Annotated in this window: 19 protein-coding genes and 3 pseudogenes; 13 read left to right on the forward strand and 9 right to left on the reverse strand. The window is 58.6% G+C overall.

The window, feature by feature from the left end; all coding sequences use genetic code 11:
* Positions 1-409 precede the first annotated feature (409 nt).
* The 3 genes from SB772_RS09165 to katG form a co-directional block, all read right to left on the reverse strand.
* Complete coding sequence (locus tag SB772_RS09165) at positions 410-1,408, reverse strand: ABC transporter substrate-binding protein (protein ID WP_410833003.1); 999 nt, start codon at positions 1,406-1,408, stop codon at positions 410-412.
* A 287-nt stretch (positions 1,409-1,695) separates the two neighbouring features.
* On the reverse strand, positions 1,696-1,932 hold the full coding sequence (locus SB772_RS09170) for an SDR family NAD(P)-dependent oxidoreductase (protein ID WP_410832937.1): 237 nt from the start codon (positions 1,930-1,932) through the stop codon (positions 1,696-1,698).
* A gap of 16 nt (positions 1,933-1,948) precedes the next feature.
* On the reverse strand, positions 1,949-4,201 hold the full coding sequence (katG, locus tag SB772_RS09175) for a catalase/peroxidase HPI (RefSeq protein ID WP_410832938.1): 2,253 nt from the start codon (positions 4,199-4,201) through the stop codon (positions 1,949-1,951).
* Between the two features lie 1,048 nt (positions 4,202-5,249).
* On the opposite strand from katG, the pseudogene SB772_RS09180 reads away from it, so the two are divergent.
* The 3 genes and pseudogenes from SB772_RS09180 to SB772_RS09190 form a co-directional block, all read left to right on the forward strand.
* Positions 5,250-5,585 (forward strand): annotated as a pseudogene (locus SB772_RS09180) (response regulator transcription factor); the annotation flags it as partial.
* Between the two features lie 408 nt (positions 5,586-5,993).
* Positions 5,994-6,221, forward strand: a complete 228-nt coding sequence (locus SB772_RS09185) for a hypothetical protein (protein WP_410832939.1) — start codon at positions 5,994-5,996, stop codon at positions 6,219-6,221.
* A 301-nt stretch (positions 6,222-6,522) separates the two neighbouring features.
* On the forward strand, positions 6,523-7,557 hold the full coding sequence (locus tag SB772_RS09190) for a 2Fe-2S iron-sulfur cluster-binding protein (RefSeq protein WP_410832940.1): 1,035 nt from the start codon (positions 6,523-6,525) through the stop codon (positions 7,555-7,557).
* Between the two features lie 143 nt (positions 7,558-7,700).
* Here SB772_RS09190 and SB772_RS09195 read toward each other — a convergent pair whose 3' ends face one another.
* Together SB772_RS09195 and SB772_RS09200 are read right to left on the reverse strand one after the other, a co-directional pair.
* Positions 7,701-8,045, reverse strand: coding sequence for a cupredoxin domain-containing protein (locus tag SB772_RS09195; RefSeq protein ID WP_410832941.1), 345 nt, complete (start codon positions 8,043-8,045; stop codon positions 7,701-7,703).
* 35 nt (positions 8,046-8,080) lie between these two features.
* Positions 8,081-9,025: a metallophosphoesterase family protein gene (locus SB772_RS09200; RefSeq protein WP_410832942.1), complete on the reverse strand. Its 945-nt coding sequence runs from the start codon at positions 9,023-9,025 to the stop codon at positions 8,081-8,083.
* A 452-nt stretch (positions 9,026-9,477) separates the two neighbouring features.
* Here SB772_RS09200 and SB772_RS09205 point away from each other — a divergent pair, with 452 nt between their 5' ends.
* Entirely contained in the window at positions 9,478-9,741 is a 264-nt protein-coding gene (locus SB772_RS09205) for a hypothetical protein (protein ID WP_410832943.1), read from the forward strand.
* Positions 9,742-10,367: 626 nt separating this feature from the next.
* On the opposite strand, the gene SB772_RS09210 is transcribed toward SB772_RS09205, so the two are convergent.
* A complete protein-coding gene (locus SB772_RS09210; protein ID WP_410832944.1) occupies positions 10,368-10,685 on the reverse strand; it encodes a DUF4148 domain-containing protein in 318 nt (105 codons plus the stop codon).
* Between the two features lie 583 nt (positions 10,686-11,268).
* Between SB772_RS09210 and SB772_RS09215 the strand changes: the two genes are divergently transcribed.
* The 4 genes from SB772_RS09215 (at position 11,269) to SB772_RS09230 (ending at position 14,153) form a co-directional block, all read left to right on the forward strand.
* The gene (locus SB772_RS09215) at positions 11,269-11,574 is read left to right on the forward strand and encodes a hypothetical protein (RefSeq protein WP_410832945.1); all 306 of its coding nucleotides are present in this window, start codon (positions 11,269-11,271) and stop codon (positions 11,572-11,574) included.
* Positions 11,575-11,711: 137 nt separating this feature from the next.
* Positions 11,712-12,014 (forward strand): hypothetical protein, encoded by a 303-nt coding sequence (locus SB772_RS09220; RefSeq protein ID WP_410833004.1) that lies wholly within the window; start codon positions 11,712-11,714, stop codon positions 12,012-12,014.
* A 206-nt stretch (positions 12,015-12,220) separates the two neighbouring features.
* The gene (locus SB772_RS09225; protein WP_410832946.1) at positions 12,221-12,979 is read left to right on the forward strand and encodes a YceI family protein; all 759 of its coding nucleotides are present in this window, start codon (positions 12,221-12,223) and stop codon (positions 12,977-12,979) included.
* A gap of 130 nt (positions 12,980-13,109) precedes the next feature.
* Positions 13,110-14,153 (forward strand): patatin-like phospholipase family protein, encoded by a 1,044-nt coding sequence (locus SB772_RS09230; RefSeq protein WP_410832947.1) that lies wholly within the window; start codon positions 13,110-13,112, stop codon positions 14,151-14,153.
* Positions 14,154-14,434: 281 nt separating this feature from the next.
* Here SB772_RS09230 and SB772_RS09235 read toward each other — a convergent pair whose 3' ends face one another.
* Complete coding sequence (locus SB772_RS09235) at positions 14,435-14,812, reverse strand: copper resistance protein CopC (RefSeq protein ID WP_410832948.1); 378 nt, start codon at positions 14,810-14,812, stop codon at positions 14,435-14,437.
* A gap of 505 nt (positions 14,813-15,317) precedes the next feature.
* Complete coding sequence (locus SB772_RS09240; protein ID WP_410832949.1) at positions 15,318-16,487, reverse strand: porin; 1,170 nt, start codon at positions 16,485-16,487, stop codon at positions 15,318-15,320.
* 77 nt (positions 16,488-16,564) lie between these two features.
* Between SB772_RS09240 and SB772_RS09245 the strand changes: the two genes are divergently transcribed.
* The 4 genes and pseudogenes from SB772_RS09245 to SB772_RS09260 all read left to right on the forward strand — a co-directional run bounded on the left by SB772_RS09245 (position 16,565) and on the right by SB772_RS09260 (position 18,456).
* Complete coding sequence (locus SB772_RS09245; protein WP_410832950.1) at positions 16,565-17,059, forward strand: DUF4148 domain-containing protein; 495 nt, start codon at positions 16,565-16,567, stop codon at positions 17,057-17,059.
* A gap of 110 nt (positions 17,060-17,169) precedes the next feature.
* The gene (locus SB772_RS09250) at positions 17,170-17,490 is read left to right on the forward strand and encodes a DUF4148 domain-containing protein (RefSeq protein WP_410832951.1); all 321 of its coding nucleotides are present in this window, start codon (positions 17,170-17,172) and stop codon (positions 17,488-17,490) included.
* A gap of 36 nt (positions 17,491-17,526) precedes the next feature.
* Positions 17,527-17,958: pseudogene (locus SB772_RS09255) on the forward strand (tyrosine-type recombinase/integrase); the annotation flags it as partial.
* A 171-nt stretch (positions 17,959-18,129) separates the two neighbouring features.
* Positions 18,130-18,456 carry a hypothetical protein gene (locus SB772_RS09260; RefSeq protein WP_410832952.1) on the forward strand — a complete coding sequence of 109 codons (327 nt, stop codon included), beginning with the start codon at positions 18,130-18,132 and terminating at the stop codon, positions 18,454-18,456.
* Positions 18,457-18,986: 530 nt separating this feature from the next.
* On the opposite strand, the gene SB772_RS09265 is transcribed toward SB772_RS09260, so the two are convergent.
* Positions 18,987-19,496, reverse strand: a complete 510-nt coding sequence (locus tag SB772_RS09265) for a DUF1269 domain-containing protein (RefSeq protein ID WP_410832953.1) — start codon at positions 19,494-19,496, stop codon at positions 18,987-18,989.
* A 432-nt stretch (positions 19,497-19,928) separates the two neighbouring features.
* On the opposite strand from SB772_RS09265, the pseudogene SB772_RS09270 reads away from it, so the two are divergent.
* Positions 19,929-20,294 (forward strand): annotated as a pseudogene (locus tag SB772_RS09270) (cytochrome b); the annotation flags it as partial.
* Positions 20,295-20,657: the final 363 nt, after the last annotated feature.

A 20,657-nucleotide genomic window follows, 5' to 3' on the forward strand; every position in this document is an offset into this window, starting at 1 on the left:
TCTGGCGCTATGAGAAGGCTGGTTACCTTTTTGGTGGCCGGACACTGGCCGGACTCGCTGGAAGAATTGGTGTCGACCCACATGGACTCGAACGCGGCGTCGAGCGCGACAATCGGATTGCGCTGTATCGATGAGGATTTCGACAAGGAATCCTCCGCATACAACCTCTACAACAGGTAACCCTTCGCACTTGCAGAACGCCTGTCCCAATCCCATCGCGTGAGAGCCCTATTTGCGCCGTCAAACAAATATATCGGCGCGGGAATCTTGAATCATGTTTGCATGTCCGCCTGTTCGTTCGCGGACATGCAACATTCGCGACGATCGGTTTGCCAGCAGCCGGAATCTGGTGTTTCGGGGCCCGCACCCGGCTTCGACGCGTCACCCCGGACAAGGCTCGACGCAGGAATCAGATCTTGAAGCTTTCGAGGCTCGCGGGATGGAACAACTCACGCGCCTGAAGCCGACGGCTGGACAAGCCCTCGGCATAATGCCGAGCAAGGAAGCGGTCGATAGTGTGCTCGTTTTCCGCAAAGCCGTACGGCCAGAAATCGAAGCCCATCAGCTTGCGCGCCGCCCGCAGCTGGTCTTCGACGAATGGCAAAGTCACTTTGGTCGCACCGGTCTCGCTCAGCCGCTCGAGCGCGATGGCCTTCGACCTCTCGAATGCCTTGACGAGTGCACCCGGCAGCCACGGATGCTGATCGGCGAGCGTCTTTCTGACACCGAGCGTGTGCATGATCGGAAACAGCTTTGTGCGCGCATACCAATCGGCCGCAGTCTTGTGTGGATCGGCGAAGAGATACCGAACCTGCGGATGGCCCTGGTCAAAGCAGGATGGCGCCCGCGGACCGATGACGGCGTCGATCTCCCCCGCCGCCAGAAGCCTGGAGATGGTTTCGCCTTCGGGGGCGTCTTCCAGCTTGATGTCGTCAGGCAGGTTCAGCGAGATCTTCTCGACGCGGGCTGGATCTTCGTAGCCACCACGCACCCAGGTCACATCGGATGCTTTTACCCCATACTCTTCCTCGAGAAAGAGCCGGACCCAGACATTGGCGGTGAGCTGGTACTCGGGAACCCCAATGCGCTTGCCCTTCAGGTCTTCAGGCTTGTTGATTCGCCGGTCCGCTCGTACGTAGATCGCAGTATGCCGGAACGCCCTCGACGGAAAAACCGGCACGGCAATATAGGGCGACGTGCCCGCAGCCACCTTGACAGAATAGCTGCTGAGCGACAGTTCGCAGATGTCGTAGTCGGCATGCCGAAACGCGCGAAAGAAGATCTCCTCAGGTTCCTGCAGCATGAAGACCGGATCTATGCCGTCGATCTGAACATCCCCATCGACGAGCGGCCGCATACGGTCATAGTTGCCAACCGCAATAGACAGCCGGAGCTTGTGATTTCCCATTACCTCTTCTCCTTGTTGCGGAACGATAGAAACGAAAGCGTCAACACGGGCCAGCCAGCCAGGCGGGCGGGCGGGCCGGGAGTCCGACAGGTTAAATCGCAATCAATTTATTCTATATCGCATGATCCTACTAAGGATTACGTGTGTCAAGGATCATGGAGGACCTTTGATCTGCGTGCCACGTTGACGGCAACACAATCACGTGTCGTCGAACGGCCGTTTTCAAACGTCCTGAGCGTGTGTGTTGCGTCTGCGTCGCGAGGCAGCCAGAAGTGCTTTCGAGTGCATCACGTGCAACCGTTGACTTCGAATAGTCTCCGAGCCTCGGCCATTGGAGTTTCCTCAACTGAACCATAGAGTGCCGCCCCGGCGGCGTTCACCAGAATGTCCACTCCCCCGTTTTCGACGATGATCGACGACACGGACGCTTCGATTGAGAGGGGGACCGCCAAATCGATCTTTATCGGATGGCCGCCGGCGTTTTGCAGTTGCTGCATTCGTTCGGTACGGCCGCGCAGCGCCATAGATCTTGATGCCCGCTCAGGCGAGGTCGAACCGGTCGAGGTTCATCACCTTGACCCACGCAGCGACAAAGTCGCGAACGAATTTCTCCTGCCCGTCCTCGCTTGCATAGACTTCGGACAGCGCCCGCAACTGAGCGTGCGAACCGAACACCAGATCGACGCGGCTACCGGTCCACTTCAATTCGCCGGTTTTGCGGTCGCGCCCCTCGAACACGTCCCGGGAGACCGGTTTCCATTCCGTACCCATGTCGAGCAGGTTGATGAAAAAGTCGTTGGTCAGCGTTTCCGGCCGCTTGGTGAAGACACCATGCGAATCCTGCCCGCTCTGGACCTTCAGGGCGCGCAAGCCGCCGATGAGCACCGTCATCTCGGGTGCGGTCAGGGTCAGCAATTGCGCCTTGTCGATCAGCAATGCCTCAGCCGGGACACTGTACTTGCCCTTCAGATAGTTGCGGAAACCATCTGCGACGGGTTCAAGCGCTCCGGCGGATTCCACGTCGGTCTGTTGCTGCGACGCGTCCGCGCGTCCCGGCGCAAACGGCACGGTCACCTGAAGGCCTGCGCTTTTTGCGGCCTGCTCGATGCCGGCACTACCGGCCAGCACGATCAGGTCGGCCAGCGATATTTTCTTGCCGGCGGACTGTGCGCCGTTGAACTCGCTCTGGATCCCTTCGAGGACCTTCAGTACCTTCGCCAGTTGATCGGGCTGGTTGACCGCCCAGTTTTTTTGCGGAGCGAGGCGAATGCGTGCTCCGTTAGCGCCGCCGCGCTTGTCCGAGCCGCGGAAGGTGGATGCCGACGCCCAGGCCGTCGACACCAGCTGCGAAACGGGCAGCCCTGACGCCAGAATCTTCTGCTTGAGCGAGGCGACGTCCTGCTCGTTGACCAGCGCGTGGCCGACCGCCGGAATGGGGTCCTGCCAGATCAGTTCTTCAGCGGGCACTTCCGGTCCAAGATAGCGGGCGCGCGGTCCCATGTCGCGGTGAGTGAGCTTGAACCATGCACGGGCGAAGGCGTCGGCGAGTTGGTCGGGATTCGCCAGAAAGCGCCGCGAAATTTTCTCGTAGACGGGGTCGAAGCGCAGCGAGAGGTCGGTGGTGAGCATCGTCGGCCGCTGCTTCTTCGCGGGATCGTAAGCGTGCGGAATCGTTTCGCCGACATCCTTGGCGACCCACTGGTTGGCGCCGGCGGGGCTCTTGGTCAGTTCCCATTCGTACTTGAACAGGTTCTCGAAGAAGCCGTTGCCCCACTTCGTCGGCGTGGTGGTCCACGTGACTTCGAGTCCGCTGGAGATCGTGTCGGCGCCCTTGCCTGTGCCGAAGCTGCTCTTCCAGCCCAGCCCCTGGTTCTCGAGGTCGGCGGCCTCGGGTACCGGCCCCACATTGTCGGCAGGACCGGCGCCGTGCGTCTTGCCAAAGCTGTGGCCACCGGCGATCAGCGCGACCGTTTCCTCGTCGTTCATCGCCATGCGAGCGAAGGTTTCACGGATGTCATGTGCCGCGGCAAGCGGGTCAGGATTACCGTCGGGACCTTCCGGGTTGACATAGATCAGGCCCATCTGCACGGCGCCCAGCGGGTTTTCCAGGCTGCGTCCGTTGTCGTCGCGGCTGACTTCGCCGCCGTGCAGTTCTGGATCGGCCACGATCACGCCCTCGTCGTTACTGCTGGCGACACCCTTGCCATAACGGACGTCCCCGCCCAGCCAGGTCTTTTCGTTGCCCCAGTAGACGTCCAGGTCCGGCTCCCAGGTGTCGGCGCGACCGCCACCGAAGCCGAAGGTCTTGAAACCCATGGTCTCGAGCGCGACGTTGCCGGTAAGGATCAGCAAATCGGCCCAGGAAATTTTCTGGCCGTACTTTTGCTTGATCGGCCACAGCAGGCGGCGAGCTTTATCGAGGCTGACGTTGTCCGGCCAGCTGTTGAGCGGCGCGAAACGCTGCTGGCCGCGCCCGGCGCCACCGCGACCGTCGCCGATGCGGTACGTGCCGGCACTGTGCCAGGCCATGCGGATGAAGAACGGACCATAGTGGCCGAAGTCTGCCGGCCACCAATCCTGCGAGTCGGTCATCAGCGCCGCAAGGTCCTTCTTCACCGCGGCCAGATCGAGGCTCCTGAACGCCTCGGCGTAGTTGAAGCCGTTGTCCAGCGGGTCCGACTTACTGGAGTGCTGGCTAAGCAGGTCCAGCCGCAGTTGCTTCGGCCACCAGTCACGGTTCGTCGTGCCACCGCCGGCGGCATGGTTGAACGGGCACTTTGCTTCGTTTGACATGCGTTATCTCCTTGGGGGATGTACCCACTATCTCTTCTTCCACGGCGCCTGGCTTCTACGGCGTATCGCCGATGCCGTGCCGGCTGGGTCGTCGGGAAATCACATGGTGGGCTCTTTTTGGTGTACTACCTGCTGTCACTCGACGCGCATGGTGTTCGCCCGATGACGGACGTCGTTGCGTGCATTGGACCAGGATGGTCCGCGTCAGTGGGCCTATTGCAAATAAAAATTCCAGCTATTTCATGGAGCACTTGGGTGGTGCCCTTCGTAGGGGGACGACGTTCCTACCTGGACTAAAGGATGCGGCAACGCAACTGCACGACCAGTATTGCCTGTTTCCAATGAAGCCAGTAACCAGCACACATTCGTCGGTGCAATCTCCTGGTTCACAGCCCTGGTCTATATTTTCAAACGTTGTCGGATCGAGTGCGCACCACACACTGCAGTTGCCAAATCTGGGGGAGCGCAGTCTTTCCTTTAGTTCGGGAGGATACTCTGAGCGCTCCAGTGCACGTACAACCAGTTGACCGTCCTGCTCATAAGCAGTGAGCACTTTCCCGACAATTTTGATCATGGCACCACCTCATCGACCGAATCACGGACGCAGCGCGCAGGCTTCGTGCTTGATTGCGCATGTCGGTCGGTAGCCAGCGGCCGGACATCAGGATCGTCACTCGTCAACCAACAATAGACTATCGGAATCGCATACGTAAATTGACTATTTAGATGCCTTTGATAGCAGATGCGTATCGACGGGGCACTTCGGTCAAGTCACCACAAATCCCGAGTTCGCACACGCAATCGATCAGCCAGTCCGACTGTACATCGCGCGGCCCGCAACCTGAAAACGCGGACCTACCCCTCCCCATTGATCGCGAATCCTGCTGCGCCCGGATCAGTTCCTGGCGAACTCCATCTCTTGAATCAGTTAATGGACTCAGCCCTGTGCGGCGCTGCTACCAGACCAAAGCCCTATGGCACATCATCCGATCCCCTGTTAGGCTCAAGCTACATAGGGTCTGCTCACCGGGCGCGATCGCGTCTTCATATGGTCAATCTCAATCAGATCGTCGCTGTGGTCGACGATGACGAATCGGTTTACCGCGCCATCAAGCGTTTGCTGCGTTCAGTCGGGATAAAGGCAGAGACGTTTTCCAGTGGCGAGGAATTTCCAGGCACGCTTTCGTCGACAGCTTCGTATCGGCCCGCGTGCGTGATCCTGGACTTTCAGATGCCGGGGATCAACGGGCTGGAGCTACAGAGCCGCCTTGCCCCGACTCGCGTGCCCGTTATCTTCATCACCGCGCACGACGATCCCGCCGTTCGCGAGAAGGCTCTTACGGCAGGCGCTGCAGGCTATCTGCGTAAACCATTCAACGATGCCCACTGTATGGCAGGCAGGACACCTCCGGCAGCTCTGGAGCTGTTGCGCGTGGGCGATAGCGGGGGTAAATCCAGTCCCATTGTTCCCCCACAGCACGTCACTGTTAGTGAGACTTTGATTGATGCGGGTCCAGGCGGTCTGCCTTGCTTCAATCCCTGGATGCTCAACACTTGCTGTTCGCTGCCGAAGCGGCCGGGAACCCGCGCCAGTGCATCAATCTGCTGCCGTCACTTGGTGTACGGAAAACGCAAGGACAACGCAATCGCCAGCGAAGAAGAGACAACTGGCTGGACGCGCGATGGAGAATGCTTTTCAGTGCATGAAATACTGCTGATCGCGTACCTCAATCCGATCTAGCGCCGTGGATCGGCGCGATCCTCGACGGAAATCCTGAACCGTATAAACTAGATGTCGTTCAACTCTTCGCTGATGCGTGAGTCGCGTGCGCTCAGTTTTGTTAGTCGCTTGAGCGACAATAGTAATATTCCTGAAGGCACGCTTCGAAAGAGCCAGCTCCACAGTAATGTGTCGAGGCGCGTGGTCGCCCAGCTTGGCGTCGCAAGCAAGCAAACCAGGTGCGAGCTGGCGTTTCTCAAAAAGCTCCACGACCTTGGCGGCAAGACGATGGATGCATGACTAAACACGCATTGCAACGACCTCGAACCGAACGCCTCCGGTCGGTCTCCCAACAAATTGCCCCTGATCGAGAGGGTGGAGAGCAGAGCATGTTGCGCTTTCCCAGTTTTCAAAGATGGCGGCCGGCGGGAGTGCGATCGGTTCGGCTGACCACCGGACTGGTGCTATTCACCTATGTAGGGGCACACCTCCTGAATCACTCGCTGGGGAATGTCTCGCTCGCATGGCTGGAGCGTGGTCTGCTTGTACAGAATTTATCTGGCAGGGATGGCTTGGAACAGGCGCGCTATACAGCGCGCTCGTGACGCATTTCTTCCTCGGTCTGTGGGCTCTGTACGAGCGGCGCTCGGTGCATTGGAATCGGGGGGAGGCGGCGCAGCTCGTCCTCGGTTTGTGCATTCCGCCGCTGCTAGCCAATCATCTCGCCAATACGCGGGTCGCATTTGCCGCCTTCGGCCTGAACAAGGGTTACGCGCAGTTGTTGTACTCGTTCTGGATCGCTTCGCCATTCTTCGGCCGGGCGCAACTGATGCTGTTGGTGGTCGCCTGGTCGCATGGCTGTTGTGGCGTCTGGTTCTGGTTGCGGTTGAAGCCATGGTTTGGGGCGTGGCGCAGCGTGCTGCTGAGCGTCGCCGTGCTGCTCCCCGTGCTCGCTCTGCTGGGCTTCCTGCAAGGCGGACGGGAAGTGATCACGCTTGCCCAGGATCCCGTCTGGCGCGCCGCGGCGACTCGGCCGACGGTCGTCGGGACGGGATTGCAAAATCTCTGGCTCGCCGATCTGCGCAACGACTTTTTGCTCTTCGATGGTGGCGCGCTGCTGTTGGTACTCGGAGCGCGGCTGCTGCGCACGGTCCGTGAGCGCCGGCACGGACGACTCTGCATCTTATATCCAGACGGGCGCAAGGTATTCGCGCCGCTCGGGTTTTCGGTGCTGGAAGCCAGCCGGATGGCCGGAGTTCCCCATGCCAGCACGTGCGGTGGCCGTGCCCGATGCACATTGTGTAGGGTACGCGTGCTCAGCGATGTGCCGCTGCCCACGCCAGCCGAGGCGGAGCGGCGTGTCCTGGAGCGACTGGGAGCTGACTCGCAGACAGTGCGTCTTGCGTGCCAGTTGCGGCCGATCCATGATCTCTCTGTGTGGCCACCGGTGCCGCCGGCCGCATCCACGGTCTTCCTGCAACGGCGTCAGCGGGACGTCATGCCGCAAGAGCGATTCGCGGCGTTCATGTTCGTGGACATGCGGGGTTCCACACAGCTTGCGGCTGCGCAACATCAAGCGGAAAGAAATGCGGTAGCAGGGGTAGTCCAGACCGGACCGACAACGCCGATACCTTGAGTCGGCGCAGCGTCGCAGTTCGGAACGTGATAATCCGTGCTGCGCACCAGCATTGATAATGCGCAGCACAGAGCCCCCCTCGCGCCTCCTTCCGGACAGTTACTCAACCTCTGGCGGCATGAATTCCGGGAGAGAGAGTGCACCTACTTGACAGCAATCGTCTCTTTCATATACGGGTGAATGCCGCAGAATACCTTGTAGACACCGGGTCTATCGAACTTGAACTGAAAGGTGTCGTTCTGATCGAGCGCGCCGGAGTGGAACAGGCCGGCATCGTTGACGACCGCATGCGGTTCGCCATCGAGATTTTTCCAGGTCACGGTCGAACCAGCCTTGACCGTCAGGGACATCGGCGAGAACATAAAATTCTTTATAACGACGACATTAGACTCCTGCGCTTGCACGGCGGAGAAATCAGCCGATGCAGCCATGAAAATCGCGACTCCGGCGGAGACCGCCATGGCGCGGCGAAGGGTAGTGATTGGCATGATAGGGTTCCTGGTCGATAGCACGGTGTGGCAATTCAGGCGAGTGTAGTGTCGGTAAGTGTCGCCTTCAGCGGGTGGTGCGCGATCTTGATGCTGGTCACGCCAAGCATCCCCGGAAGCTGATCGCTCGACACCGTCAGCGGCATGGGTCCTGGGCCGTTGCCGGCCGTCGGTTGCGGATACGCCGTCGAGCGCGCCGTATGGAAGGTGATGTTGCCCTCCACCTTCGACACGATCTGATGGATATGCCCGTTCAGGACGGTGACCGAACCAAAGCGCTTCAGATAGCTCATCGCCTGGCCAGCATCGCCGGTGCCCCACCCCCACGGTTCGTAAATCGTCCACATCGGCATGTGCGCAAAGACGACGATCGGCGTGCTGGACGAGCGCCCCTTCAGATCATTTTCCAGCCAGGCGAGCTGGTCGTCGCCCAGGCCTCCCAACCCGTTCGGCTTGAAATGCATGACGTTGACGAGCCCGATGAAGTGCACGCCGTTGTGGTCGAAGCTGTAATAACCTTTATTGTCCGAGGCTTGACCGAAACGGTTGAAGTATTCCGTCCCTGGCCCGTCTGTCACATCATGTTCGCCGGGCACGGTATGCAGCTCGGTGATATTCAGCCCCGACAACAATTGGGCCGCGAGGTCGAACTCTGCCGGTTTGGAAAGATGGGTAATGTCACCTGTGTGAATCGTCAGCGCCGGCTTGACCGGCATGGCGTTGACAAAATCAATCGTCTGCTTGAGCGTACCGGCGACATCCGGATTGGCTTCCTTGTTGAAGCCTATATGAGAATCGCTGATCTGAAGGAACAGGGGAACACCCGAGGCAACTGACGAATCCTTCGCTGTGGCGGCGAGGGCTAATTCCACCGGCGTGAGAATACCGCCGGCCAGGACAAACACGGTGCCTAAGCCACCGAAGGCAAGACATTTCAATGCGCCGCGGCGCGACGGATCGGATGGAAGATCAAACGACATAGTGCTCTCTCGACTAAGGTTCACCGCCAGATTATCCGACGGGCCTCCGGACTGGATTCAATGCATAGACTGTCGGGTCATCCGTTTTATTCCAGCCCGCTGCACATTTCGAGTGTGGTCGTGGTGTCGGCGCACCCGGTTCGCGTCCTGGTTAGCTGCGGTGGCCGCGCACCAGGATCGCATTGCCACGCACGTAACCGCGACGTGATCAGAATCGGTGACCAATACCGATCGGCCGCCTGATGCTGACGAGCCGCCTGCGAACTGATTTTGCTGTCGGCCAAATGTGTTTTATTGAAGGTGCGGGAATATCCAGCGACGAAACAGCGTCTACATAGCTAACCAATTGTGCACGTCGATTAGACATGCTCAGGTCCATGCGAGGCCGCGCCTGAAAGTGCAAAGACCTGCAGGCCCGCCCCCCGCTCCAATTGAAGACAGGAGACGCGAAAATGAACCAGTTTGATCTTCGCGAAAGCCCGATCCCCGGCGCATACAGCGCTGGCGCAACCTGCGACCACAAGGCGGCGAACGGCATTCCAGGTTTGCGCAGCCAGCCCGTAGGCAGGAAGGCTTCGTCGCGCATCCGCCGCGCAGTCTGGCTCCCCGCCGCCTTCGCGGAACTGATGGCTGCGGGATGCACGTCCCTACCCCAAGCCGGCAGCAATGAATGCGTAGGTCCAGTCAGCTACTGCCAGCCGTTCTTCGGCTCCTGAATGGCAGTTCTCTTCATTTCTGGTATCAAGGGCGACAAATGTGCATGGCAGATGGCTGGCGATCGCAGACAGGGGCGCATCGCAAAAAGGGTGACGAAGCGCTTTCATTTTCGCCAGTTGCCCGGCGCGTGCGCACGCGTGCCGAGCAAACCTGTCCTTAGCGGGCCGCGCAGTTCCCGTCGGCCGGAGCCGGGATTCGCGAATGGGTCAATGTTAGTCAAGCTTTAATGAATGCCGGCTTACGAATCAGTACCCGGGCCGAACCCACCACCGGCCAGCCCGCGAACAGGAGGAGCCGGTGGTGGGTTTCCGATCGCCCATCCTCACACACATCCATTACTCTTGAGCCTCGCCATGGACCATCAGCACTTCGCTGATCAAATGGTGCGCCTCCGATGCCGCTCACTGTCGTCGCCTCCTTGCCAGACGTCTTGCGTCATGGCGTTTTTTACCAACAGCACGAAAGTCCGGTTGTCACTTGCTGAGCAACGCGAGACCTGTACCTTTTTGCCTGCGCTCCTCGTCAAGCCGAAAGCGTTGTTCGTAACTATCGACGGGCGCCCCTCAAATCGACCCTGCCCGGCTTCGAGAAACCGAGTGCGACCTGTACGCCCCATCCGTCGCATTCATGGCGCGCGCTTCGTCTGCGCTATCGGGTTTCCGCCCGTCAGCGCATCCTGTCCCGTTTGATGTTTGGCCGCCAGTCTTTGTTCCGCCGCCTGAATGTCATCTGGATAGTAGAGGTCATTGGGCACAGGGCGATATCCGACCGCCGCCAACTCCTTGAGTTCTTGCCGCACTTCGGCACGGGTGACCTGGTGCGTGCCGGGCTCCACCGACGTTTGCGCGTGCACACAGGCTGACGTTGCCATCAGCACCGCACTCACAATGAGCGAACCACGCGCGGGTTGACCAACAAGCCGATTAAGCGAATTCGATTTCATGATGCTACTCCTTGGTTTTCGAGCGCGTGATGTCCACAGTCATCTTGACTCCAACGTACGACGCTCTGCACGGGTAAACCACTGAACCGGCATCCTTATTCCCTACTCTCTTTCGCCGGACAAAAAGGTATCTTTGACATCAACGATAAGAGGACACAGTGGCACGCCCAACCGTGCAGTCGTCCAACGATCGCCCCCTACGTCCATCGCCATGCCCGGATCGGCCGCAACACGAACGTCGCGCTACTTTGGTGGGACACTGGCCAGCTGGCAGAGCGTCGCCGATGCGGCGAGCTTCTTCATTGAGCGGCTCAAAATTCTCCAAAGGAAATCCTGATAATTTCGCATACCTGAGAATTGTTATCCGCTTCACTATGCCACGCACAACACCGCCGATGACGTCCGGACCCGCCCTGCGGGTATCGCTCATCCGGCCTGAGGATGTGGCCGGATGACCCGGTCAACGGGACCACAGCTCGTCTATTCACACCGCAATCGATCTCTTTTTAGGTGTTTTGGTCGTGAAAATTTCCATTTTTTCACAGACTGCGGGAATATCCGGCGACGAAACAGAGTCTACTCATTGCATATCGAAAAACGGTCTGAGGTCTGCAATGAAGGAATTTGCAGTGATCGTCCTTTTCTCTGGCGGTTCTCGATTCGACAGGTGCATTTGCGCAGGTCAAGACCCGCGCGGAGGTTTCTTGATGAACTGATCGAGGCACGGCCGAACGGTCCGAACAATGCCACCGAAACCTCCTACCCAGACGTTAAACCGATCTTCACGGAGCAGGTTTCACGCATGAAACAGGTGCATCATCGCAACCACTCAGGGGTACCGGATGTTGCGCGCATGAAGAAGCAGGCAGCGAACCGACGCTGGGAATGAGGAAACTGGATCGGCCGCCTTGTTGTATAGAGCGTCTTTATGAAGAACAAGGTCGATAGCAGGTCTCGTGCTTTCGGCACCTTAAGGAATTTGACATGAAAAACATTTTCGAGAGAGTGAGCGTGTCGCGAACACCGATGGCATTGAGAGGAATCCTGCTAGCGGTAGCGTGTATCGCCGCGGGCAGCGTCACGGCGCAAGGTCTCAGCCCATATGACGATATCAACGCTCCTGAAAACAGCACCCGGTTGATGCCGCAGGCTGCACGCGGGAGCGAGTATCCCACCCACGGTGATCGGCAGGCGGGAGAGCTGAATCTGAATCCGACGGATCCGCGGGCGCAACTCTCCAATGGTTTGCCGAACAATGCGCAGTCTGGTGGATACGGATCGCCACTGGCCGGAGTGAGGACTTATGTCGTGCCGCCGCCGAAGAATTGAGGGTCGAGACGAGCCGGGTTGGCGCATGATGTACTGCAGATAGCTGGCTGCATTGAATCGGAAGTCTGATCGCCATCGAATCCAGGCATGTCACGTGGCTGATTCGAATGCGCGCTGGCGGGCCATCAACGGCACCCTGACTGGATCCAGTGTTGGTCGCGTCGCCTGCGCTCCTGTCACGCTGGTCAAGCACTGGGATGAAAGCGATGAAGAAGCATTCCGTTCATGCAATTGTCGCGCGCGCGTTGTGGATTTCGGTGCTCGCGATAGTCGCTTCATGCACGCCACTCCAGGTGGTGACGCATACCGTCAGCCAGTCTGAAACGCGAGTGCCGCCAGGTCAGTACGAACTTGATCCGCACCACTGGAGCATTACATTCGATGTCGATCACTTCAAGTATTCGCGCTTCACGACACGCCTCGATCGTGCGACCGCAAAGCTCGACTGGGACGGAGGCGGGCTCGACAGGAGTTCAGTCGCAGCGACCATCGATGCCGCCAGCGTGGATACCGACGTGCCGCTCCTCGACAAGCTCGTCAAAGGCGCTGATATGTTCGACGTGGTGCGCTACCCGCAGATTCGGTTCGTCAGCACGCGTTTCGAACGTACAGGAGACGCCCGCGGCACGTTGACCGGCGATCTGACGATCCGCGGCACCACTCAACCGGTCACGCTTGACGTGACGTTCAACGGCTTCGCGCCCGATCCACTGACGAAACGGGACACGCTCGGCTTCTCGGCGGAAGGCCATTTTAGCCGCGCGAGGTTTGGACTGTCGACGTGGTACGCAGAGCCGCTCATCATCCACGGTCTCATGGCCACCACTTTCGAGTTGGTCAATCGATATGTCCGCCTTAAAGACAAGGGCGGTGGAGACATGACATTGTGCGTCGCAGCGACGCAACGTAATATTTTTTTGGATACCTTGGCTTCACCCGAATGTCTTCACAGGGTGTGTGCATAGACGTGACAGGCCTTTATATTCAGAACCAGGCCAGGCTGGCATGGCGCCAACTGATCATAGGCGTGCGAGAACGGGCGGGACGGGTAGGTAATCGGGGGCGTGGCTTGACCCGGCATTGAGGAGGTTTTCGATGGCGACGACAAACAGAAAGCGGCCGATCGCGCAGAAGACGATCGCACTCGCACTGCAAGGCGGTGGGATGCACGGAGCTTTCACCTGGGGCGTGCTCGACCGCCTGCTGGAGGACCGCCGGCTTTCAATTGAAGGCGTCAGCGCCACCAGTGCAGGCGCGATGAATGCCGCCGTGCTGGCCCACGGTCTACTAACGGGTGATTCCGAAGACGCGCGCCAGGCGCTCCACGACTTCTGGCGCGCCGTTGCACAATCGGCGGAGAGCTTCAATCCCTTCGGCAAGATACCGTGGTTAAAAGGTAACCACACGTTCGGACTGGACCACTCGCCCATGTACCTACTGGCGGACATCGTTCTTCGCGTCCTGTCTCCGTACCAGTTCAATCCCCACAACATGAATCCGCTGCGCATGATACTGGACCAACACGTCGATTTCGTCGCGCTGCGCAGACATTGCCCGATACATCTGTATTTATGCGCAACTAATGTTGAGACCGGCAAAATAAGAATCTTCTCTGGCCCGGAACTGTGTGTAGAGGCTGTCCTTGCTTCGGCCTGTCTTCCAACGCTGTTCCAGGCGGTAGAGATCAACGGCGAACATTACTGGGACGGAGGCTATGTCGGTAACCCGGCAATTTTCCCCCTGATCTACAACTGCGGAACACACGATGTAGTGGTTGTCCACATCAATCCGATTGTGCGCCCCGGCGTACCAACCAGGACGGCCGATATCCTCAACCGCATGAACGAAGTGAGTTTCAATTCGTCACTGATGCGTGAGATGCGTGCAATCGCTTTCGTAACCGATCTGATCCAGCAACGAAGAATTGAACCCGGCGCGATGAAGCAAATGTTGATCCACTCGATTCGGTCCGACCAGACGATGGCCGCACTCGGTGTGTCGAGCAAGTACAACGCCGACTGGAACTTTCTCTGCTCTCTGCGTGATAAGGGACGGACCGAGGCCGGAGCATGGCTCGAGGAGAACTACCACCACGTCGGCCAACGATCAAGCGTCGACATCAGCAAGGAATTCCTTTAATGCTGTGCTAAACAACTCGCGCAATTTGAGCGCGTCCTCGGTATGTGCGAGTTCATCGGGCAGTCCTCACCCCACCTTTCAACCCCGACTTTTCGGGCATTACGGGCCGACTATTTGCCCGTTTCTGGCCTCTTATAGGTGCACCGATGTCATCACTCATCTGCATCCGCGACCGTCGGCGCTTCCATCGCGCGCCAACTGCGCAACGGACTTGATCGCCGAAGATTGCAGAAAGAATCGCTCAACTCCTAATGCAAATACAACGCCAGGCAAGATCGCCGCTATTTGACCGTGAAGGTGTATTCGGCTTCCGTACGATGCCCGTCGGCGGCGACCGCAACCCACGTGACCGTATACACACCGGGCGTTAGAAGGTTCAGCAGCACCGACATGTGTTTAGGGTTCGACGAATCGACCATCGACTTACCAAGTGTCACGGACCTCCGCTGTGCATCCGTCACCGTGATCGCGCTAAATGCCGCTTCGAGTCCATCATCGAAATCGATCGACACCTCCCTGGGCGAAACAGACACGCTAGCCCCAGGGGGCGGCACCTGATGTTTTGGATAGGCATGGGCGTTCGCCAGTTGCGCGATAGCGAGACTCAACGCGGCGACGACGCCGCGTGCAGTGGAGCCGTTCAGGAAGGAGGTTTTCATAGACGTATCGTCAATCTTGATCAAGGCATGGATCGGGTCTGCGCCGCGTCGTTACCGCCCATTAGCGCATTCTATTCCGCTTGAAGTTTGGCTTCGCCCCGTTGTTGCCCGCCTGAATGTCGGGGGTAGTACGGATCGGCGCCTGGAGAAGGCGCTATATCGGGCTAACTTCAGCCTTTCGAGCTCCTAAGTAACCTCTGCACGCGTTATGTGAAGTGTGCCGAACCCTAGCGACGTCTGCGCGTACACAGTTCGATGCTGCCAACAGCGCGGCGGTCACAATGAGCGAATCAGGTATGGATAGCACGACAAGTCGATTCAACGAATTCGATTTTACGTCAAGACTCCTTGAGTGAACGAGCGTCTGCGATTGGCTGCCGGGTTGACCTCGCAGCATGACGCTCTGCATCAGTGACCGTCGAAGCGGCGGTCTTATTCCCCTTTGCTCACGTCTCCCGCGCCACTCGGTAGCGCGACGGTTACATCACGCGTCGACATGTGACGATCAGAACCGCGTACGGATTCCCAACCGGCCCACCGCCTGATGCTGATTAGTCGACGGCGATACGCCGTTCACGTTTGCGACGGCGGGTGCCCCCGTCGAATCGCGGCCGTTGACCGTCTGATAGACGACCGCTGCATAAACGTCGGTGCGCGGCGACAACGTGTAATTCGCACCGATGGCGAACTGGTTGTAGTTCACGCCACCGACCTTGCCCGTCACCTCGCTGCCGCGCGTGTAGTTATAAGAAATGCCCGCGAGAAAAGCGGGCGTCACGTGATACTGGAAGCTCGTTTCGGCATCGTTGAACACCGCCGTGCTGCGCTCCAGTGCCGCGATATCACCGAACCGGATGTTCGAATAGGTTGCGCCAAACACAGCAGGTCCGAGCGCATAGGAACCGCCCCAGCCGAAAACCTGATACGACTGCGCCGTAGCGTAGCCGCTAAACACCGGTGTGCCCGTCAGTCCATTGGATGTTGCCGTATCGGCCGGGTTGCTGCCGAACAGCGAAGCCGCCGGGTTCTTCACGTTCAGGTAAGCCACGCCCATGGCCAGCGGCCCCTGCTTGTAGCCCACCCCGAGGGAATAGATCTGGTCCGTCGTGAACGACCCCGCGACGCCTCCCAGGCTGTATATGCCGCCCGACGTCAACCCTGAGTAATCGATGCTCCTGAACTTGATCGCATTGTTGGTTCGACGGCTGTTATTGAAGTTGTCCAGATCGCCTGGGTGAGCCGCGTGCGCTGTACCGACATTCGAATCGCCGAATTCAAAGTTGCCCAGATAGTCCACCACGCTGTCGTACTGACGGCCGAGCGTGAGCGTGCCGAACCGGCTGCTGCTCAAGCCGACGAAAGCCTGGCGGCCGAACTCGGCACCGCCCTGCCCGAGCTTGCCGGTATTGAGGTCGAAACCATTCTCAAGCGTGAATATCGCGGCAATACCAGCACCCAGATCCTCGGTGCCTCGCAACCCCCAGCGTGTGCCGTTCAGTCCGTTGATGGCATCGAGCGCGTATTTGGTGCCGCCGCCGGTCTTGCCAGCCGCCGGCACATTGCTGACGGCCTCGAATCCTTCATCGATCAGGCCGTACAACGTCACGCTGCTTTGCGCATGGACAACACCTGCCAGCGGGCACAGCGTTGCTAACGCTAGAAGTTGCTTCTTCATTGAGTGATCCCCAGATTACCTGCAATTAACCCGCAAGATATTGGCGCATCAGCACCAAGGATGTCCGTGTTCCAACCATGCGCGACCTGCTCGACGTCAACCGACGTCCCGGTCGTTCGCGCGTGACTCCGTCCGGCTTGACGACGAGGCCGGATGACAGCGTTTACCAGGTCGGCCGCACGTTTATTCCAAGCTTGCTCGAAATTATTTTGGGCGTTGCAAAGGGTGCCCGCGCTCTTTTTTTCAGACCCGGGAATATTCGTCGATCAAACGCCGTCTATTCAATGCACATCGCACGATACGCGCGAAACACTCAGGAGTCTGAAATGAGGAAAAATCTTGTGATCGCCATTTCTCTGGCCGCCCTCACATCATCGAGCGCGTTTTCTCAAAGCAAAACCCGCGCCGAGGTCTACCACGAGCTGATCGAAGCACAGCAAAGCGGGCTGAACTACGTTACAGAAACGTCATACCCCGAGATCAACCCAATTTACGCAGCACAGGTCACGCGCATCAGGCACGACCATTTTGTGCAGCAGAGCGCGCCTATCGACGACAGCACGACTCATTGAACTTGCGTCTTGTTAGCTCGAGGCAATGCTGAGGCCCCGTCATTCATCTGATTCTCGGCTCGCCCTGTCTATCCTGCGAACAAGCACCTTGAAACACCAGGAGTATCGTCATGAAATCAGTCTCACAAATTCGGTTATTCAACCAGGCATTGCGCAACCTGGCGGTCGCAGGCGCGATTCTGATGTCGACTTCAGCTGGCGTGTTTGCGCAAACCATGTCTGACCCGGCGACGCATCGAGTCACGCGTGCAGAGGTCATGCATGAACTCTACGAACTGGAGGCGGCAGGGTACAACCCGTCCCAGGGCGATGACGGTTCATATCCCGCAGATCTTCAGGCTGCGCAAGAAAAGGTTAACGCCAAACATCAAGCGGAACGAAACGCGGTGATGAGCGCAGGCCAGAATGGGCAGGCGAAGCCGGCGCCTTGAGGTGCAGACGGTCGCTAGTATTCCGTGTACATCGTCATTCGCGTACGCGACGTGATGCACGGTAGTCAGATGTTGCCGCGGGCGATGGTTGTGCAACGAAAAACGCAGCGTCCGGTGCAATTCTAGTTGACCGAGCCGACCTGATCAGCGGTATTTGCACGGGTTGAAAAGGCTCGCTTGCAGCCGGAAGAGAATCTTTTTCCCAGCCGCCTACTCAGCTCGCCTCACGCCTCTACACTGCAATATGCTCGGATCGTACATCGTTGAGTCGCTGCCATTGGGCTCGATTCAGCAATTTATGGCACCCATACGATGCGACGAAGTAAGGCTACGTTGATTTACAAGCGTACGAAAGACCTCCGAGCCATTCAACTTTTTCTTGGTCATTCCAAATTGGAGAGTACCGTGCGATACCTTGGCATCAAAATTAGCGATGCGCTAGAGAGCTCCGAGCAGACTGAGATCTAGCGTCGCCCTTACCGGCCGCACGTGAACCAGTTCGACGAGGTCCGTGCGGCCGCTATTTCGCCAGATACCGATGGAGTACTACCGGCCATGAAGAGTAATTCGCTCGCACCATAGCTCTGACACTCGAACGTCGGCTCTGCACCGGCGGATTCAATAGGTAGATGCAATAGTTTGCTGGAATCGTTCGAGCGCCTGGAGTGCGCGCTGCACCTCGTCGACCTCGAACAGGCCAATGAGGACGATCGCCGCTTCCTCGAGGTTGCGGTTGCGACATGCGGTAATGTGCCAGCGTTTGCCGACGACGTGAATCTCGACCCACACGCCGTCCTCGAGACACACGCAACCCTTCGCGCCAACAAACGCGCGGAGAACGAAGGCGACGACCTTGCAGCCCTTGACGCGCTGGTGGCCGCTGAAGCCCAGATTGTCGCCCTCCTTTTTGGCCGCGTTGGTGGTGTCTTCGCCGTGGATGACGCGCGTCCATGCAGCCTGATTTAAAATTTACCGGGGCGTTGTTGAACCAGCCACCGTGGAATGGGGCGTCGCCTTCCCCGATAACCGGGTGCACGGCATCGCGACGCTCGACCGGCTACGCCACTGCGCCGACCGCCTGGTGTTCGAAGGCGCGAGTCGGCGAGACTCGAAACCGATGCCCGAACCGCCCGAAAATCCGGTTTCCAAACCCGGCAAAAACCGCAATCTTGAAACCGTTCGAATCCGCATTGTGGTCCCGTTTCTACTAGCCCCGTTACGCGGCCCATCGACAACGTAGCACCGCTCACTGTCAATTTCTGTCAGGAGGTTTCGCCTCGCTATGCTCGTCACTTATCCGCGACGAGACCTACCAGGAAGGATTGGCAGAGCTGGTCAAATCTGCATAGCCTGCCCTTCGCAGCCTACTGGAGCGAGGGCACCGCCTCGCCGCGCCGCGCCGCCCCGCACGACAACGAGCTTTCTGTCGTTCATATTGGTCCGCACATCATGGCGGACCACGTCATTGCGATGGAACCAGATGACATTACGCGGCGTCACGGAAACGCCGGAATCGTCGGGTCCGTTCCCTGGATGTCGGCCTCGGCGTGACGCAGCTTGATCACCTCCTCGATTTCTTCGACGCGATCTTTCGCGACGTCGACCATCATCAGCAGTTCGCCTTTTTCTATAGCCTGTTCAAAGCGCTTGAGCCGCGTATTCGGTACATCGACGCCAATCATCGTCGCCGTCCATGCACCAAAGCCGGCGCCACAGAGCGTGATCGCCACGACCGCGCCGCCTGCAATCGTCAGGCCAGCCGGCGGGAACGCCAGTGCGACCAGTCCGGCCAGCGTCCCCGTGAGGCAGCCCATCGCCGCCCCTCTCGCGAGGGCGGGCAACAGATCGCTGCGTTGCGCCAGGGTTGCTTCTGGCAAATCCTCGAGCGGCACATTGTGATTGGCGATCACGTGGATATGTCGCCACTCGACCCGCAATAACAGAAGTTCGTTGATAGTAATCTGTGCACTATGCACATTTGGTAATAGCAAATAGATACGTCTCATGTCCTTCTCCCGAACGATGGTTCACCAGTCCCGAAGCATCGGGAGGGTGTCTTGTCCATACCGCAACTCGAGCGAGGTTATTCCCGAAGGACCGGCGTGTTGGTAACCGACCGGAATAAATCGCGCGTATTTGCGGTTATGGTCCGGTCAGCATAATCGCAACAATTACCCACTCGCGGGTGTGTACTCGGGTGGGGAGCGCGCCGCTGCAGTCAGAGGTGGCTCAACCACTTTGATGCGAGCGACGGGAATAAACCCGGCTTTGAGATGGTTTTTCAGTTTGCGGCCACGCAGTTTGCATTGCCGATTGATCTGGCAAGCGAGGATTCAACGGCATCTTGTTCTATCACGCATCGATCGGCAGCCTGATCTTCATGCTGATGGCACCACGCCTCCTGTGGCGCCTTATGCGCACACCGCCGACACTCCCGCCCAGCATTCCGAGGTTGGCAAGCGTATTCTGCGAGCGTGTTGCACGGAACGCTGTACGTACTGCTGTTCTTGGTGCCGCTTGCCGGTTACGTGCACCGACTGGCGGGCGCACATCCGGTAAGTTTTTTTGGGTTGGTGGGTATGCCAGTCCTCATCGGCCGGGACGAACCTTTGCGTTTGCTGACTGACACGCTGCACCGCGGGTTGGTGCTGACGCTTGCGCTCTTGCTGATTGCGCATATCGCCGCCGCGTTGAAACACAAGTTCATCGACCGCGACGGCTGGACGCATGGGAATTTGATCTACAGGAACTTCGCGGGAGGCGGCGCCCACTCCCGGCATCCTTCGAGATTTTCGTCAACGTAGGCAATGGTGGGGCATCGAATTCACACTGACTGACGAATCGCTCGTGATCTCCGTCACCGCTGCACGGAAGTTGATTCGTTGGCATATGGTTAATGATCGAGTTCCTCGCTGGACGGATTTATCGTGAGGGTTGGGTAGGCATGCGCCATGTCAGCAGCAAGGCGTTGTCGTCAGTGTTTACTGCAAACGGTAGCTTCATCCCGGATCACGGATGAGCCTGGTTCCTCAACCGCCTTGAGGTCACCGGCGAGATCCCGTTGTGACCAGCCCGGAACCTTCCTGGCCTTCCTCCCATCGTCGCCCATCGGCGTGTCCTCCAGGTTTCCTGGCATCTGACAGAAAAGCCGGAGAGTGGGCCTGTCT

Source organism: Paraburkholderia sp. SIMBA_030 (assembly GCF_046535245.1).
Taxonomy (GTDB): Bacteria; Pseudomonadota; Gammaproteobacteria; order Burkholderiales; family Burkholderiaceae; genus Paraburkholderia.